The organism is Sunxiuqinia sp. sy24 (genome assembly GCF_052677165.1).
This window is the reverse complement of record NZ_JBQYLH010000003.1, coordinates 123574-139545: the sequence shown is the minus strand read 5'-3', so window position 1 is coordinate 139545 and position 15972 is coordinate 123574. Positions and strand designations below refer to the sequence as shown.

16 protein-coding genes are annotated in these 15972 nt (G+C 43.3%); 5 read left to right on the top strand and 11 right to left on the bottom strand.

The genetic code is table 11. The features are described from left to right. Positions 1-50: 50 nt before the first annotated feature. Positions 51-377 (bottom strand): winged helix-turn-helix transcriptional regulator, encoded by a 327-nt coding sequence (locus tag ACUNWA_RS04250; protein ID WP_445590639.1) that lies wholly within the window; start codon positions 375-377, stop codon positions 51-53. 140 nt (positions 378-517) lie between these two features. Between ACUNWA_RS04250 and ACUNWA_RS04245 the strand changes: the two genes are divergently transcribed. Further along, positions 518-1516 (top strand): YhdH/YhfP family quinone oxidoreductase, encoded by a 999-nt coding sequence (locus ACUNWA_RS04245; protein WP_445590638.1) that lies wholly within the window; start codon positions 518-520, stop codon positions 1514-1516. A gap of 208 nt (positions 1517-1724) precedes the next feature. Continuing rightward, positions 1725-2501 carry a nucleoside triphosphate pyrophosphohydrolase gene (mazG, locus tag ACUNWA_RS04240; protein ID WP_445590637.1) on the top strand — a complete coding sequence of 259 codons (777 nt, stop codon included), beginning with the start codon at positions 1725-1727 and terminating at the stop codon, positions 2499-2501. A 34-nt stretch (positions 2502-2535) separates the two neighbouring features. On the opposite strand, the gene ACUNWA_RS04235 is transcribed toward mazG, so the two are convergent. The 5 genes from ACUNWA_RS04235 to ACUNWA_RS04215 all read right to left on the bottom strand — a co-directional run bounded on the left by ACUNWA_RS04235 (position 2536) and on the right by ACUNWA_RS04215 (position 6262). Further along, on the bottom strand, positions 2536-2772 hold the full coding sequence (locus ACUNWA_RS04235; RefSeq protein WP_445590636.1) for a GldL-related protein: 237 nt from the start codon (positions 2770-2772) through the stop codon (positions 2536-2538). Positions 2773-2820: 48 nt separating this feature from the next. Next, entirely contained in the window at positions 2821-3048 is a 228-nt protein-coding gene (locus ACUNWA_RS04230; RefSeq protein WP_445590635.1) for a putative signal transducing protein, read from the bottom strand. 382 nt (positions 3049-3430) lie between these two features. After that, on the bottom strand, positions 3431-4588 hold the full coding sequence (locus ACUNWA_RS04225; protein ID WP_445590634.1) for a glycosyltransferase family 4 protein: 1158 nt from the start codon (positions 4586-4588) through the stop codon (positions 3431-3433). A 266-nt stretch (positions 4589-4854) separates the two neighbouring features. Next, a complete protein-coding gene (locus tag ACUNWA_RS04220; protein ID WP_445590633.1) occupies positions 4855-5157 on the bottom strand; it encodes a hypothetical protein in 303 nt (100 codons plus the stop codon). Positions 5158-5353: 196 nt separating this feature from the next. After that, positions 5354-6262, bottom strand: a complete 909-nt coding sequence (locus tag ACUNWA_RS04215) for an SMP-30/gluconolactonase/LRE family protein (protein ID WP_445590632.1) — start codon at positions 6260-6262, stop codon at positions 5354-5356. Positions 6263-6353: 91 nt separating this feature from the next. On the opposite strand from ACUNWA_RS04215, the gene ACUNWA_RS04210 reads away from it, so the two are divergent. Continuing rightward, positions 6354-6998, top strand: a complete 645-nt coding sequence (locus ACUNWA_RS04210) for a DUF2490 domain-containing protein (protein WP_445590631.1) — start codon at positions 6354-6356, stop codon at positions 6996-6998. 74 nt (positions 6999-7072) lie between these two features. Here ACUNWA_RS04210 and ACUNWA_RS04205 read toward each other — a convergent pair whose 3' ends face one another. The 3 genes from ACUNWA_RS04205 to ACUNWA_RS04195 form a co-directional block, all read right to left on the bottom strand. Continuing rightward, complete coding sequence (locus ACUNWA_RS04205) at positions 7073-9145, bottom strand: TonB-dependent receptor (protein WP_445590630.1); 2073 nt, start codon at positions 9143-9145, stop codon at positions 7073-7075. A gap of 290 nt (positions 9146-9435) precedes the next feature. Further along, positions 9436-10713, bottom strand: coding sequence for a replication-associated recombination protein A (locus tag ACUNWA_RS04200; RefSeq protein WP_445590629.1), 1278 nt, complete (start codon positions 10711-10713; stop codon positions 9436-9438). 99 nt (positions 10714-10812) lie between these two features. Beyond that, positions 10813-12699, bottom strand: coding sequence for a tetratricopeptide repeat protein (locus ACUNWA_RS04195; protein ID WP_445590628.1), 1887 nt, complete (start codon positions 12697-12699; stop codon positions 10813-10815). A gap of 237 nt (positions 12700-12936) precedes the next feature. Between ACUNWA_RS04195 and ACUNWA_RS04190 the strand changes: the two genes are divergently transcribed. Continuing rightward, on the top strand, positions 12937-13509 hold the full coding sequence (locus tag ACUNWA_RS04190) for a DNA-3-methyladenine glycosylase I (RefSeq protein ID WP_445590627.1): 573 nt from the start codon (positions 12937-12939) through the stop codon (positions 13507-13509). Between the two features lie 104 nt (positions 13510-13613). Here ACUNWA_RS04190 and ACUNWA_RS04185 read toward each other — a convergent pair whose 3' ends face one another. Then, entirely contained in the window at positions 13614-13850 is a 237-nt protein-coding gene (locus ACUNWA_RS04185; protein WP_445590626.1) for a CDGSH iron-sulfur domain-containing protein, read from the bottom strand. Positions 13851-13916: 66 nt separating this feature from the next. Beyond that, positions 13917-14747: a hypothetical protein gene (locus ACUNWA_RS04180; RefSeq protein WP_445590625.1), complete on the bottom strand. Its 831-nt coding sequence runs from the start codon at positions 14745-14747 to the stop codon at positions 13917-13919. Between the two features lie 77 nt (positions 14748-14824). Here ACUNWA_RS04180 and ACUNWA_RS04175 point away from each other — a divergent pair, with 77 nt between their 5' ends. Next, positions 14825-15949 (top strand): lactonase family protein, encoded by a 1125-nt coding sequence (locus ACUNWA_RS04175; RefSeq protein ID WP_445590624.1) that lies wholly within the window; start codon positions 14825-14827, stop codon positions 15947-15949. Positions 15950-15972 lie beyond the last annotated feature (23 nt).

Below are 15972 nucleotides of genomic sequence, written 5' to 3'. Positions count from 1 at the left end.
CATTTACACAGTTTCTGAAATGGTGGGCCATTCTGTAGGGACCATGGGAATTAGTCACTGTCCTTATCGATGCTCTTTTCAAAAAGCAAACCTCCCTTGTACATTCCCTTTAAAGCAGGTTGTATTTTTTCACCAAGTGCAGTTAAGCTATATTCTACGCGAGGCGGAACTTCCGGAAATACCGTTCGGCTAATCAAGCCATCGTACTCCAGCTCTTTAAGTTGTTTGGTGAGCATGCGCTCACTGATGTCCGGCAAAAGCTTTACCAATTCACTGTATCGCTTCTTCCCCTGAAACAGATGCAGAATAATGGTTCCTTTTCTTTTTCCCTTAATTGTATTGATGAATGTATCTATCGGGCAATAACTTTTTTTCATTTATTTTTTATTTCAATATGCTGTGGCAGAATAAAATGGTACGAAATGTTCGTAAGCGTACTTGGTGTGAGTTCTTGTCGGTCTGTATATTTTCATCGAACTTTGCCGTAAAGTTACTTAAAACGATAAATATAAGAATCATGAATAGGCAATCAACATTTAAAGCATTGGTCGTTGAGGAAGTGGATGGAGCTTTTAGGCGAGAGATAAAATCAAAGTTAGTAAGTGACTTACCAGAAGGCGATTTGCTGATTAAAGTTCACTATTCTTCGCTGAATTATAAAGATGCGCTTTCGGCGAGCGGTAATAAAGGTGTTACCCGGAAATATCCACACACGCCCGGTATTGATGCGGTTGGCACGGTGGTGTCGTCGAAATCGGATCGATTCAAAGAGCATGATAAAGTAATTGTAACCAGTTACGATTTGGGAATGAATACCGATGGCGGTTTTAGCGAATTGATCAGCGTTCCTGAATATTGGGCGGTTGAGTTACCCGAAAAACTGAGTATGAAAGAGTCAATGATTATTGGAACAGCTGGTTTGACAGCTGGGATGTCGGTATTAAGACTCACTGAAACAATCAAGCCGGAGGATGGCGAAATCATTGTTTCGGGCGCCACTGGAGGTGTGGGCGCTTTAAGCATTTCCATTCTGAATAAACTGGGATATCGAATAGCGGCCATCACAGGAAAAGAGACAGAGCGAGATTTTTTAATGAATCTGGGAGCAGATACGATTATCATGCGAAGCGATTTTGAAGCTATAGCGAATAAACCGCTTTTAAAACCTGTTTATGCCGGAGCGGTAGACACTGTGGGCGGCATTATTTTGGAGAATATTATAAAATCAACAAATTCAATGGGGGTGGTCACTTGCTGTGGTAATGTGGCTTCGCCAAAACTTGAGCTAACGGTGTTTCCTTTCATTTTGAGGGGGGTAACTTTGATTGGAATCGATTCTCAAAACTATCCGATGCGCTATCGGGAGCAGGTGTGGAATAAATTGGCAAACGACTGGAAACCGGATGATTTAGCCAATACTTGTACCGAGATCAGCTTGAATGAGCTCAATGATAAAATTGACTTAATGCTCGGTGGAAAATTGAAAGGACGTACAGTCCTGAATATGGAGCTATGAAGTATGCCACACATCAATCGTTATGCTGACTGGTCGTAATTTCAAACCTGATCAATAATTACTGGATTTTTTATTCTTACTGGAACAAGAACGTTCAACCTGTCATTTGGGTACTGCAACGGTTCAAATTCTTTCAAAAGAGGAACAGCATCATGTTTTTAAAGGAAAGATTGTAATTTTGATCATTCAAAATGAAAGGCGCAGACGCATGAATAAAAAACTAGAAGCTTTTGGGAGGTTGTTGGAAATTATGGATGAACTCAGGGAAAAATGTCCTTGGGATCGGGAACAATCCTTTGAATCGTTACGCAAACTGACGATTGAAGAAACTTACGAGTTGGGCGATGCTATTTTACAGGCCGACCTTCAGGAAATCAAGAAAGAGCTGGGCGATGTGTTGCTACACATTGTGTTTTACGCTAAAATTGGCGAGGAAAAAAAAGCTTTTGATATTGCTGATGTGATCAACAGTCTGAATGAAAAGCTGATTTACCGGCATCCGCACATTTATGGTGAGGTAGATGTAACAAATGCCCGTCAGGTTGAGCAAAACTGGGAAAGCTTAAAGCTGAAAGAAAAAGGGCGCAAAAAGAAAACCGTACTAGAAGGGGTTCCAGCTTCACTTCCGGCCTTGGTTAAAGCCAACCGGATACAAGAAAAGGCCAGTGGCGTGGGTTTCGACTGGGAACATCCGGAGCAGGTGTGGGACAAGGTGAAAGAAGAGGTGAATGAGTTGCAAGATGAATTGACAGCCAATAACCGCGATAAAATAGAAGCCGAATTTGGCGATTTGTTTTTTGCCATGGTCAATGCCGCCCGGCTTTATGGGGTTGATCCGGAGGCCGCCCTTGAGCGCACCAACCTGAAATTTATCAACCGTTTTAATTATCTCGAAAGTAAGACGCTGAAAAAGGGAAAAGACCTGAAAAACATGCCCCTGGCCGAAATGGACTTCTATTGGGAAGAAGCTAAGAAACTGGAGTAGTCCAGCTTCTGGCTCTTAGGTGGCAACTAAAATCTTAAAGCTTCGGCTCTGTCTCTTCCTCGGTTTTTTGTCCTTCCCGCAGTTTTTTGATGATCTTTTTCAGGCGGTTGATTTCCAGGCTGGCAATCACGAAATTCGCGATCAGTCCCAAGTATACAAGTTCGCTTCCGTAGGGGTAGTGTTGCAATTTGAATAGGGCTCCAAGTAAGATGGTGATTGCCGATAAGATCAGAAGCACATGCATGAGTTTGTCGATTGGCTGTTTATTCATAAGAGTTTATTTGAGCTATTTGACTTTTTATTGACGTGTTATTGGCTGCTATTCCTTGAAATTCTGAAGAATCGGTTCGGCTTGCTCCAAGTCGCTTTCCTTGATATATAAGTCAACGGCGTTAGGCGTGCTTACTCCAAAGCCGGCAGCAATTCCTGATTGAAAATCGTTGCGAATAATGGCCGGAATGCCGAGATCTTCCAGTTTGGCTTTCAGTATAACAACTGAAACCTGACTTCCGGTATAAATCTGAATTAGTTTATCTTCATTCTTCATGGCGGATGCGTTTTTTTAGATAACTTTTTGAATTGATTTCTAATTTATGAATTTTTGTTAATAAACATTCGTTCAGCCTCGATTATTTTCTGTTAACAGATTGTTTCGATAGCCAGATTCCGGCTTACACTGAATAGCTATCATCCTAGGCATTTGTTTATTGTTGGCTTTCCTGAATAAGAAAAACAATAGGCGGTCGTCGGAGATTGCTTATTTCATATCAATGATATCATTCTGTAAATAAGACTTAGACTATCTCTTCTATCTCAAATATTCCTTGATCGAATTATTGGACTGCAAAAAAGGAGACTTTTGATGGTCTCCTTTAAGCTATTCCATATTGAATTGTTGTTGTATTAAGAACTTTGCCCGGCAAGCTTTCTTAAGAGTTTTTCCTACGAAACCTGATTGGTCCTTCATTTACTTTTGAGCCGATTGGCAAGAGACGAATAACTTTGGTCGATTCACTTTCAGTATCTTTATTCTGAGTCTTTTGGTATTGTTTTGACTTGTAATTGATCCACCCCACAGCAGAAAAGCTCATTGCCAGTAGAAGGACAAAGTTGATGGAAATATCGATATACATTTGTGCAGTTAAGGCAAATAGAGCGAACATGATTGTGTACCCAACAAGAAAACAAGTGGCTGCAATGTGCGACAGGCCGGCTTTGATCAGTAAGTGGTGAATGTGGTTGTTGTCGGGGGCAAACGGCGATTTCTTATTGTATATGCGCACGGCAAATACCCGAAGTGTATCGGTAATTGGAACAATTAACAGAGCCACAACAAACAACGGAGCCTGCTGGAAGTAAAAAGGCGCCGCAGTAAGCACATTCAGTTCATTGAACTTAATAACGATAGCTCCCAGTAGAACGCCCAAAATAAGCGAGCCGGTATCGCCCATAAATAGTTTATTGGTATTTCCCCAAAGGTTGAATCGCATGTACGCCAGTAGGCTGGCTGCAAGTGCTGTACAGATGATGGCATAGCCCATAAAGCCGGTCATGTAAAACCAGACTCCAAGTGTAGCACTTACCACAACGCCAATTCCGGCAGCCAGTCCATCGATTCCATCGATTAAGTTGATCGCGTTAATTAAATACAACAAGACTACGATTGACAAGGGAATACTCACCCAAGGGCTGAGTTCGCTGATACCTGCTAGCCCGTATGCTTGAGTAATTCGGAAACCTCCAAGAACTACCAGCAGTGTGGAGGCTGCAATTTGTACCATGAATTTTTTCCGGGCGGAAATAATGAGCAAATCATCCTTTAAACCGATAAAAAACATCATGATGATGGCGGCGTAAAGGAAACGTAGTTCTGTTAACATGATGTTAGGCAGAAAAATGAGCGTGCTAATGTTTACTCCGATAAAAAGGGCAACGCCTCCCAAGGTTGGGATAACAGTTTTGTTCAACTTGCGTTGGTCGGGCACATCCATTAAATTTTTAGCTTTTGAAACCTTTACAATAGGGGGTATGGCAACATAGGTTAGGATAAAGCTTAGGATGATGTTTGATAGTAATGTGATACTCACTGAGTTTGGTTTTGAATTTAGTCGATACAAAATTAGTAAATTAAACCAATAGCCATTAATATAAATTTGTTTATTTCATGAACTGCACGTATTAAGCCATGAAAAGGCCTTTTCGATACATGAACGAGCATTTTGTACTTCATGTGGTTGTTGCTAAAGATGATATCGTGAGGGTAGGTTTGCCTGGGAAGTTTGCTATTTAGAAGCGGAACGATTTACTCGGGTGTATAAGTCGTAGCGGCTAAATTGTATTTTAATTCTTATCGTTAATCTTTATTCTGCGATTGATCATTGTTGTTACGGGTCGTGTCGATAATCTTCCTGGCCTGAACAATGGAGGTGCTGCCAAATCTTCCGCTTTTCAGACGTTGAAGAAGCTCTTCATTCGATTCTTTAGCGAAGTTAAGAGGCTCCCTGGGCTTTTCTTCTTTTGCCTTAATTTCTTTTAGTGATTGAGCTTTCTTTCTAGCTTTCGGAAGAATAATTTCAATATAATTTTTGTCTGCTAGGTTCTCAAGAGCTTCTTCTGCTAAAGGCGAAATTAGTTTGATGTGCAGTTGTTTTTTCATTATTCGTTATGTATTCTTATCTGTTTTTGATAAGTGGCTTAGTTTAACAATGTGAAGTTATGAGATTATTTTTTGATTTGAAATTATTATTGTGGTTTTAACTTTTTTATGTTTTAATAAAGGAGCGTAGTTTGTTTGAAATCCTGACCGTACAATGCTTGGGTACCTCCCCCATTAAGAATAAATACGTTTTTGTTTATTTTACTCCCTTCACAGTCATCGCAAGTTTATAAATAGATGTGCGGGCTGTGATGAACAATGTTTTTCTTTTTTTTCCGCCAAAGCAAACATTCGAAGGCCGCTCCGGAACCTCGATGACTCTCAGTTTTGCACCTTGGCTGGAATAGACCGACACGGCCTTGTTGGTCAGATAAACATTGCCTTGCTTGTCGATGGTCATGCCATCGGAGCCTTCGGGAGCAAAGAAGGTTTTGTTGCCCAAGCTGCCATCTTCCAGAATCGTATATTGCCAGATCTTTTCATCTTGGATGTCGGCCACGTATAAGGTCTTTCCATCAGGTGTTCCAATGATTCCGTTAGGCATTTTATAAGCAGCAGCTACTCGCGTAATTTGGCTATCGGGATGGACGCAGTATACGGCACGTTCATTCTGCACTTGTAGCTGTCCTTCGGGCCACCACGGGCGATGGTAGTAACTATCGGTGATGTAAATCGCGCCACTGGGGTGAATCCATAAATCATTGGGACCATTTAAATGCTTGCCCTCAAAATTGTCGGCCAATACGGTTTTGTTGCCCTGCTGATCAATGCTGATCAGTTTATTGCGATAGTCCGCGCAGGCCAATAATAGTCCATCCTGATCAAAGTACAGTCCGTTGGCCCGCTCGCCATCTACCGGGAAGACTTTTATTTCATCCTTTTCATTCCACAGGTAAATCTTATTATTAGGCTGGTCGGTAAAATAAACTTCACCTTTCGAATTGACGGCCGGACCTTCGGTAAAGGAAAAACCGGAAGCAATTTGCTCAAGATCTGCCTTTTTGTTTGCGAGTTGTGTTAACGATTTAACTGGTTGTGCCAGAGTTGACAGTGCGGAAATCAGGGAGATTAAAAGCAGAAGCCGGATTCGTATGATTGTTTTCATAGTATTAAGCTTGAAGTGAATTTTACTCACGAATATATCTAATTTTAAACGAAAGCCTATCTTTGCCGGCTGAAAATGAAGGGGAGATAGAATGTATAAATCACTGATTGTTTTTTTGTTATTTTTATTGAGTTGTCAATCGCTTTTTGCTCAAGAGGAACGTGATTTTTATGTGTGGCAGACAACTAGTGCGAGTTTGAAAATGAATGAGCTTTACAGTTTCAATATGAAAGCCAAAGTTCATTATCGGATAAATGATCAATTTAGAGATTTTACCTATTTCGATTTGGCCGTTTCGCGGCGGATGAATCAGTGGCTTAACCTGGGACTTGCTTTTCGTGGAGCGGAGATCGGGAAGGAATCTGGCAATATTTTGGAATACCGACCTCAGCTGGTGACCGGTGTTCATTTCAAATTTGGAAAAGTCAACTGTAAAAGTACTAACCGACTTGAGTACCGTGCGTTTAGCAAGGGAAAGGCGCATTTTCGTTATTACCACAACATCTTTATTCATTTTCCTTCTTTTCATGGGTGTCCCAGGCCTTATGTTGGTGAGGAGTTGTTTACCAAGCTCAATGATGAGCGATTGTATTTGGCTCGTGTTTATGGCGGCTTACATTTGCTTGAGTTCGATCTTTTCAAAGTAGATGCCTATTACGTCTGGCAGGAACTGAAACGAAGCGGTCAATGGAGTCCTGCCGATATCCTGGGACTGAATCTCAAATTTAGCATATAACCTAGATTCCGATTCAGTAGACACCAATCATCAGGGAAATCATGCTTTTTTATAGAGCCGGGTAGTCTTCTATTTTAAAAGAGGTATGCTAATTTCAGGCGGAAACTTAGGTTGCGCGGTGTGCCTGGGTAATAGTAGCGTGGAGCGTTGCCTCCAAATGAGCTGGCATTAATCAGTACCATCGAACTATAATGCGTATCCGCCAGATTATTCATTGCAAATAGAGCTTTGGCTTGTAGCTTCCCCCACGATTTTAAAAATTGAAGGTTAGCATTCAGCAGGCCGTAAGCATCGGAATGGACGGAGTTGTCGTCGCGCAGCGGAATTCTACCAACTTGCTGATAGTGCAGTTGAATCCGGGCCCACTGCTTCAAGCTCAAGACGTAGCTGAAATTAGTCTGATATCGGGGTGTTCCAGTAAGCTTTTTATTTGAATAGTCGTTTTCGCCATCTACAAAATCTACGAAGTAATAGGGCGAATAGCTTCCGTTGGCAATAAGCTGGTGTCGCCAATTTGTTCCCGCTGTTGGAAGCTTATATTGGAAATAATATTCCAGTCCGGGGTGCGCTGTTTTCCCCGCGTTGATTCCCAGGTAAGCATCTTCGCCTACGCGGCGGGCAACCAATAGGTTTTTAATAACCATAAAGTAGGCGGAAATGTCGTAATACAATTTATCGAATAAATACCCCCGACTTCCCAGCTCGTAATTCCAGCCTGTTTCAGGTTGAATGCCGGTGTTGCGACTTCCTTCGGGGAGCAGGGTTTCTTCCAGACTTGGAGGCGAAAAACCATGACTCATTTGCGCATACAGATTGTGGTTCTTGCTGAGTGAATAGTTGATTGCCACCCGGGGGGAAAGAATCGTGTTAAAAGTGTGTTGGCCCGATTGATTGCCATCGGGCACCAGTAAATCAGTATAGTTGTAACGAGTTTTGTTGAGGTTGACTCCGGCCGAAATTCGCAGTTGATCGGCCAACAGGTATTCTATCTGTCCAAATATATTGATGTAGTTGCGTTCTTCCTGGTTGTCCGACAGGGATTTGCCAGTAGTTTTATCGCTGGTATTTTCAAGGGTCTCCCAGTCGTATCCCTCCCAAAAGCTTTCGTTGCCCAGCATCAGTTTCCAGTTCCCATTGCTGGTTGCAATCGTTTTTTCAAGCACAAACCGGCCGCCATAATAGTGATTTTCTTCGGTTAGAAAATTAAACGGGCGCAATTCATCCGCAGTACGATTTAGCCCAAACACGCTCAGGGTCGATCGCCAGTTGTTGATCCAACTGGAAATAAGCGAAGCGCCCATCAGCGTCTTTTGGTAATCTTCGTAACCCCGAATGGCTCCCCAATTAGCAGCGGCTTGCTGTGGATGCGTGGTAAACATTTCCATATTCAATGAACTTGGGATAAACGCCTTCAGGTCGGTGTGGTTCACCAGCAAATTGAGCTGGTGCTTTCCTATTTTAAACTGCCCGACATAGTTTAGATTGACCCGGTCGGTGGCGTTGTTGTCGCGGTAGCCAGCCGAGTTGAGTTGTTCGATGGAGAGTTGGTTGCTGCTGTTTTTCCCAGTCAGGTAGAGGTTGCCGTTGAACTCCCGCGTTTGGTGCGAGCCCACGCCATAGTCCACGACGAGTCTGTTTTGGGTGGGGTGAATGGTTTGAAACAGCAAAGTGCCTCCCAGCCCTGCGCCATAAAAGCCCGATGCCGGTCCTTTAATAATTTCCACGCTGGACAAAACCGACTGGTTTAAGTCTTCGATAGAAGTTTCGCCAACGCCGTTGGTCAGCGGAATACCAGCATAGTAGGCCCTGATTTTATTTGAAGCATATGGTGTGCGGCTGCCTATGCCACGAATTGTCAATCGGTTGGTGGTTAGACTGGCACTTTGCATATAGACTCCCGGCACCTGATTCAGCACGAAATCAATGGATTGCAAGGCGCTTTGCTCCAGTTGTTTGGCCGAAAGGATTGAGATGGCCGCCGGCACTTCCTTTAACCTTCTTTCATAGTGAAAAGCATGAACCGTCACTTCATCGATGGAAATCACAGAATCTTTCAGTGAGCTTGCATTTTCCTGCAGCCCAATATCCTGAGCATGTGAGTGAAGGCTAAAAACAAAGGCAGCGAAGGAGAGAAGCCATTTTTTCATAGTGGGCTATTTGATTTTCTTTGGTTTGCAAACTTTGCTTTCCTTGGTGGCCTTTAGCTGGCACTTTTTACAGTAATATTTTGGATCTTCAGGTTCTTTGTAATCCTTCTTTTTACATGCTGTTTTACCCATCTGTTCAATTGTCTTGAGCTATTTTTTCAGAAGAACAACAGAGCAGAGGAATTGTTTTTGGAGCTTCTAGAGCTCTTAAATATCCAGCATCTTTACCCGTCTTGAGCTTCAGCTTTTTGTTGTTTGAATTTTCGCAGAAAAGGAATAAAACCGAAATGCTACCTTTCAAATCGCTTGCCCCACCAAGCTTTTAGACGTTCCATGATTTTTAGTTCTGATGCATTTTGCTGTGGTCGGTATAAGCGCTCCTTTTTTATTTCTTCGGGAAGAAAATCTTGCTCGGCAAAGTTGTTTTTATAGGCATGCGCATATTTGTAATCTTTGCCGTAGCCCAGCTGTTTCATTAGCTTGGTGGGCGCGTTTCGTATATGCAGCGGAACCTGTAAATTACCCGTTTGTTTCACCAACTGTTGCGCCATGTTGATGGCTTCGTAGGCCGAGTTACTTTTTGGCGAAGTAGCCAGATAGATGGTGCATTCCGACAAAATGATACGCGACTCGGGCGGTCCGATTTTATGGACGGCATCGAAGCAGCTTTGTGCCAGTAGCAGTGCGTTCGGATTGGCCAACCCCACATCTTCTGCCGCGGAAATGAGCAGTCGACGGGCAATGAATTTGATGTCTTCACCTCCTTCAATCATTCGGGCTAGCCAGTACACCGCAGCATCAGGGTCGCTGCCCCGTATACTTTTGATAAAGGCTGAAATGATATCGTAGTGCATCTCGCCAGTTTTGTCGTAAATGGCCGAGTTACTTTGTAGTCGCTCCGTGACTTTTTCGTTGGTGATCACAATCTCGGGGCCTTCTTCGGCCAGCACGACCAGCTCCAGGATATTGAGTAATTTGCGGGCATCGCCTCCTGAAAAACGAAGAAGTGACTCGTATTCGTTGATCACGATCTCTTTCTGCTTGAGATCGGTATCTTTCTGGATAGCCAGCTCCAATATTTTCATGAGTCCTTCCTTATCAAGGTGTTTCAGAACGTAAACCTGGCAGCGTGAGAGAAGTGGCGAGATGACTTCGAAGGACGGGTTCTCTGTCGTGGCTCCAATCAAAGTTACGGTACCCTGTTCTACGGCTCCCAGCAGCGAATCTTGCTGCGACTTGCTAAACCGGTGAATCTCATCGATGAATAAAATGGGATTGGGATGATTGAAAAACTGCTGTTTGCGGGCTTTATCAATCACCTCTCGTACATCTTTAACCCCCGAGTTGATGGCGCTAAGGGTGTAAAAGGGCCGATCAAGGGTGTTGGCAATAATTTTGGCCAGCGTGGTTTTGCCAACACCGGGAGGTCCCCATAAAATGATGGAAGAAATGTTGCCCGATTGAATCATTTTACGCAAAACAGCTCCTTCGCCAACCAGGTGATCCTGTCCAATATAGTCGTCCAGTTTTTTGGGACGTAGTCGTTCTGCAAGGGGAGATAAACTCATTAATCTATGCTTTAAATGGTGTTTGCCGCAAAGTTACTTCGTTTTTTTTTCTTGGCGTTCGCCTGTTGCGCTTGATTCTTTTTAGGTTTTGTTGCGTGTTTAGTTGCAATACCGTTTGATGATGTTGTAAGCATCCTGGATGCCCAGTTCTCCGGCTTTACTTAAGTCGCTGGCGCCACCTTCAAGTTCATCGAGGTAAATTTTAGTCAACCCCCGGTTAAAATAGGCTTCCGCAAAGTCGGGTTGTAATTCGATGGCTTTGTCGAGGTTGCGGATGGCTTCCTGGTAGCGTCCTAGTTTACAAAGAATGTAGGCTTTATTGTAATAGGCAAACGGGAAATTCGGATCGATAAACGCACCAACCTGGTAATCGTCAAGAATGTTTTCATATTCATTGATGAATTCTGAATGCTGGTCTTCCGGGGTAGCAGTGGTTCCAACCGGGATTGTTAAATCTTCCGAAAAGTCGGTCAACGACTCTAAGAGTTGAACCATCTCGGTACGACAATTAGCACGACAAAAATGAGCTAAGGTATTCTCCTTATCCAACTCAATGGCCTTGTTGAAATCATTCATCGCGTCGTTGTACTCGCTTACCAGGAATTTAAAAATCCCGCGGCTCAGGTAGTGCTCTGCTATTGGGTTTGTTTTTATCTTTTCGTTGAAATAAAGAATATTATTGCGGAAATAATCGTCAAAGTTCGTGTTCTCAACATTGCTGATGATCATTTGCGGAGTGTAGTTGTTAAACCGGTTCAGTTCTTCCAGCGACAGGTTGTAATATTGTAGCCGTTCGTAATCAATCTGGTTTTGGCTGTACGATGAAATCACGAAGATGTCCTGTAGTTCAATGATGATATTTCGGTTTTGAATGCGTCCGTCTTCAATTTCTTCGTCTTCATCCGTCGGCAGGTTGCGGGTGTCTGCCAGCGACAGGCGAAAGCGTCGTCGGTCGCGTTGCTCCTGTGTTTCTTCTTGCTTCTCTTCTTTTTTCTGCTGCGTGTTTTGAGCTTGCTGTTGTCCGGCTGACCCCGATTGTTTACCCTGTGTGGTTTGTTGTTGCTGCTGCTGGGCTAATGCGCCTTCTTCCAGCGCGTGCTGCCTGATGTTTAAGCGCGGATCAAGTTTGGCAGCTATTTCGTAGTCTTGCTCGTAGCCCGGCTGTTCAAGCACCTCTTTTGCAATTCCCCGATTAAAATAAGCATTGGGTAAAGTCGGATTGATTGACAGAGCAAGGTCGTAGTCCATGATGGCGCCTTGGTAGTCTTCCAGTCGTTGCTTGACAATCCCACGGTTGTTGTAGGCGTAGGCATTTTGCGGATCCAGCTTGATAGTTTGATCAAAATCGCGCAGGGCCGCTGCAAAATCTTCCAGTTCAAAACGGGCTAGCCCACGCAGCAAGTAAGCATTGGCGTAATGGGGGCGGATGATGATGGCTCGGTTTAAATCGCGAATCGCTTCTTTGATGTCGCCCTTCAGGATGTTGGCATTGCTTCGGTTGATGAAACTATTGATGAAGTTCGGGTTAATCTCCAATGCTTTAGTGTAGTCTGCAACGGCTCCTTCAATATCTTTTAACGAGAGCTTGGCAATTCCACGGTTGTTGTAAATTGCTTCATTGTCTGGATCCAGCTCCAGCGCACGGTTATAATCATCAATGGCTGCGTCATAATCCTTCAACTCGAGGAAGGCCAGTCCGCGATGCATAAATGCGCTGGGGTAGAAGGGTTTAATGCCGATGGCAGTGTTGTAGTCTTTTATCGCTCCCCTAAAGTCTTCCAGCTGGTGTTTGGCAACACCTCGGTAATAATACGGTTCGGGTAGTTGCGGCTTAAACTTGATTACGATGTTGAAGTTTTCAATGGCTCCAACATAGTTACCAATCTGGATACGGGTTTGCCCTACACGAATGTAGTGACTGATATTTAGTTGACTAAATGCCAGATTTGAAAGCAGTAAAAATAAAAGGGATAGCTTGATTTTCATCTATTAAGTCTTTACTCGCAAAGTTGAAAGATGGGGCTGTTGGCATTATAATGCTTGGTTTGTCTTATCCCCATGTTTAAAGGGTGCCACATCAATACGCTTTGGTTTAGTTGTTCTTTTCTGAAACCCGAATTCTTGCATCGCAATTTACAAAGAGCAAAAATAATATTTTAACCCAGATGACTTTGTTTTTCGTATTTTTATTCAAATTTTGAATTTTTAACAAAAATTAGACCAATGAAACATCGCTGCGACTGGTGTCTGAATAATGATTTATATATCGATTACCACGATCAAGAGTGGGGAGTGCCTGTTCATGATGATCGGCAGTTGTTTGAATTTCTGCTTTTGGAAGGAGCACAGGCTGGCTTGAGCTGGCTTACGGTGCTGCGCAAGCGGGAAAACTATCGTAAGGCTTATGATGATTTTGATCCGGAGAAAGTGGCCGCCTACGGTGACACAAAAATAAAGCAGCTGCTGCAAAATGAAGGCATCATTCGGAATAGGCTGAAAGTGGCGGCCAGTGTTACCAATGCCCGGTGTTTTCTGGACGTTCAAAAGGAGTTTGGCTCGTTTGACAAGTATATTTGGTCGTTTGTTGATTTTAAACCGATAGTGAATCATTTTGGAACCCTTGTCGAGCTTCCGGCCAAAACACCTCTTTCAGACCAGATTAGCAAGGACCTGAAAAAGCGGGGCTTTAAATTTGTGGGATCAACCATTGTATATGCTCATATGCAGGCCACAGGTATGGTCAACGATCATTTGGTTAGTTGCTTCCGGCATGCGGAGGTGAGTGGTGCTAAGTAGCAGCTTTATTTTGTGAGGAAAAGATTTTGCAAAAAAAAACAGTCCGCCGGGATTCAGAAAATGAAGTTGGCAGACTGAGTTGTTTTTAGCTTATGATGCTCTTTTTAAAGATCGTTGTGCGACCCATCGCAAAAGGGGGGATTGTTGGTTTGCTTACACCGGCACCAAAACACCGATTGCACTTCTTCAATCTTGACTTCCTTCGGTGTGAATTCGCTTCCTTTGTGCGACCCGTCACAAAAAGGTTGGTTATTACTCTTTCCACAGGCGCACCAATAGTAAGTTCCTGGCTGCATTTCCATCATTAGTGGGCTTTTTTCAGCTATTTTTCCTTTGGCCATAATTTGATGTTTTTTTGAATGAGTTATTGTTGGTTAATTCAATTACGGAGATTAGCAATTAAGATATCATTTTTCAATTTTATAAGCAACCACCTGGTTGTCGAAAAAAGTTGGCACTAAAAGTAAGTTCAGCTCTTTGGCGAAAAAGACATCAGCTGTGTTGATTTTCTCAGCAGTCGAATCCCATAGTTTCGTCATTTGGCCATCTTCCAAATAGAAAATACGACCGGGCCAATTAGAAAATACAAAGTTGCCTTCGTTATCTTTTTCAAGTCCGTCAATTCCCTGGCAGTCGTCTTGTAGTTCAATCAACTTTTTCGTTTTCACATCGGCCACTTGAATTTTTTGAGAGCCAATATACAGTTTCCCTTTTTCGGTATACAGGCCGTTGATTCCTTCCAATTCTACACCTTCTTTCCATACGGTAAACTCATCGTCTTTTAGCGCATGAATTTTATTAGTTCGACTGTCGCTAACGAAGATCGTTCCGTTACCACATGCGGCGACATCATTCAGGAAGATGGCCCCGGGCGCCGGATAGCGGTTGGTGATTTTTGCTCCGTCGATAGCTATTTCAATCAGCTCATCAATGTCCGAAACATAAAGTTTGCCTTCAAATACGGCCATGCCTTTGGGCGCGCTCAGACCGCTTACCCATTCCATCTTTTTGACCGTTCCATCGGGGTTTAGCTGGGTAATAAACCCATTGCCGTCTTTTTCTGATGGGTTTTCATTGATGTTAGCCACATAAATCACTTGATTGTCGGAATCGTAATAGACCGATTCGGGGGTTTTCATGTTTGGACCTGTACGCCAAACTTCAACCAGTTTCTGGCTGTAGCTGTTCAGCGAAAAAAATAAAATAAATACACCGATAAATGTTTTTTTTAGGTTCATTTCCTTTATTTTAAAGTTTAATTCTAAATCATTTAACAAGGTATGGGTCATTTAGTTTGACCTCAAAAAATAACCCTATGAAAAAATTACTGCTGTTTATTGTCTTGATAGCCACTTTGTTGGTTTCGTGTAATTCGCCCAAGGAAACCCTTTTATATGTTGGAACCTACACAGGAGGCGATAGCGAAGGGATTTATTGTTACCGTTTCGATAACGAAACGGGCCAGTTGGAGCAAAAGTTTGTTACTCCAAACCGGGAAAATCCTTCGTTTCTGGCTGTTTCTTCCGATCAAAATTATTTGTATGCTGTTTCGGAAGTGAAGGAAAGCCCGGGAATCGATAGCGGTTCGGTTACCGCTTACCGCATTGGAGAGTCGGGCGAGCTTGAGAAAATTAACCAAAAAGCAACAAAAGGGTATCATCCTTGTCATGTTTCCGTTTCGCCTGACGGCCGGTTTGTGGTGGCTTCCAATTACAGCAGTGGTAGTTTGAGCTTTTACCGCGCGGCTGAAGATGGCAGCTTAAGCGATTCGTTTCAGCAAATTCAGCATGTTGGTTCAGGCCCGGACTCGACAAGGCAAACAGCGCCGTATGCCCATTCGGCCTTATTTGATTTTTCGGGTGAGCTTTTGATTTCAGCCGATTTGGGAACCGATAAACTTGAGTTTTATCGATATGACGCTAGTAACAAGCAGTTTGAAGCTGCAGAACAGGCCTATGTAGCTATGAACCCGGGCGCTGGCCCTCGACATTTCGCTTTTTCACCCGATGGTCAGTTTATTTATGTGATGAGTGAGTTGAATTCGGAAGTGAGCGTATTAGCGAAGGACGGAGGCGGGTTTGAGCTTATCCAAAGTGTATCGGCTTTACCCGATCAGCACGAAGGAGTTAGTTACGGGGCTGATATTCATTTGAGTGCCGATGGACGTTTTGTGTACAGTTCAAATCGTGGACATAATTCCATTGCTGTTTTTTCAAGAAAGGATGATGGCACCCTGGAGTTGCTGGATACCGAGTCTGTTCAGGGCGATTGGCCACGTAACTTTGCTTTGTCGCCCGACGGCGGATTTTTGCTGGTGGCCAATCAGATGAGTAACAATGTGAGTTTATTTCGGGTCGATCAGTCAACCGGAGCGCTTTCCTATACAGGCAAAAGCATCGAAATTCCTGAGCCGGTTTGTTTAAAGTTTCTGGTTAAATAATCAGAACTGAGAAATGCGTAGGT

Coding starts and splice junctions, on each gene's coding strand:
- ACUNWA_RS04185 (WP_445590626.1), bottom strand. CDS start 13,850: ATGGCCAAAGGAAAAATAGCTGAAAAAAGCCCACTAATGATGGAAATG.
- ACUNWA_RS04175 (WP_445590624.1), top strand. CDS start 14,825: ATGAAAAAATTACTGCTGTTTATTGTCTTGATAGCCACTTTGTTGGTT.
- ACUNWA_RS04250 (WP_445590639.1), bottom strand. CDS start 377: ATGAAAAAAAGTTATTGCCCGATAGATACATTCATCAATACAATTAAG.
- ACUNWA_RS04190 (WP_445590627.1), top strand. CDS start 12,937: ATGAAACATCGCTGCGACTGGTGTCTGAATAATGATTTATATATCGAT.
- ACUNWA_RS04235 (WP_445590636.1), bottom strand. CDS start 2,772: ATGAATAAACAGCCAATCGACAAACTCATGCATGTGCTTCTGATCTTA.
- ACUNWA_RS04205 (WP_445590630.1), bottom strand. CDS start 9,145: ATGAAAAAATGGCTTCTCTCCTTCGCTGCCTTTGTTTTTAGCCTTCAC.
- ACUNWA_RS04215 (WP_445590632.1), bottom strand. CDS start 6,262: ATGAAAACAATCATACGAATCCGGCTTCTGCTTTTAATCTCCCTGATT.
- ACUNWA_RS04220 (WP_445590633.1), bottom strand. CDS start 5,157: ATGAAAAAACAACTGCACATCAAACTAATTTCGCCTTTAGCAGAAGAA.
- ACUNWA_RS04230 (WP_445590635.1), bottom strand. CDS start 3,048: ATGAAGAATGAAGATAAACTAATTCAGATTTATACCGGAAGTCAGGTT.
- ACUNWA_RS04245 (WP_445590638.1), top strand. CDS start 518: ATGAATAGGCAATCAACATTTAAAGCATTGGTCGTTGAGGAAGTGGAT.
- ACUNWA_RS04180 (WP_445590625.1), bottom strand. CDS start 14,747: ATGAACCTAAAAAAAACATTTATCGGTGTATTTATTTTATTTTTTTCG.
- ACUNWA_RS04210 (WP_445590631.1), top strand. CDS start 6,354: ATGTATAAATCACTGATTGTTTTTTTGTTATTTTTATTGAGTTGTCAA.
- ACUNWA_RS04195 (WP_445590628.1), bottom strand. CDS start 12,699: ATGAAAATCAAGCTATCCCTTTTATTTTTACTGCTTTCAAATCTGGCA.
- mazG (WP_445590637.1), top strand. CDS start 1,725: ATGAATAAAAAACTAGAAGCTTTTGGGAGGTTGTTGGAAATTATGGAT.
- ACUNWA_RS04200 (WP_445590629.1), bottom strand. CDS start 10,713: ATGAGTTTATCTCCCCTTGCAGAACGACTACGTCCCAAAAAACTGGAC.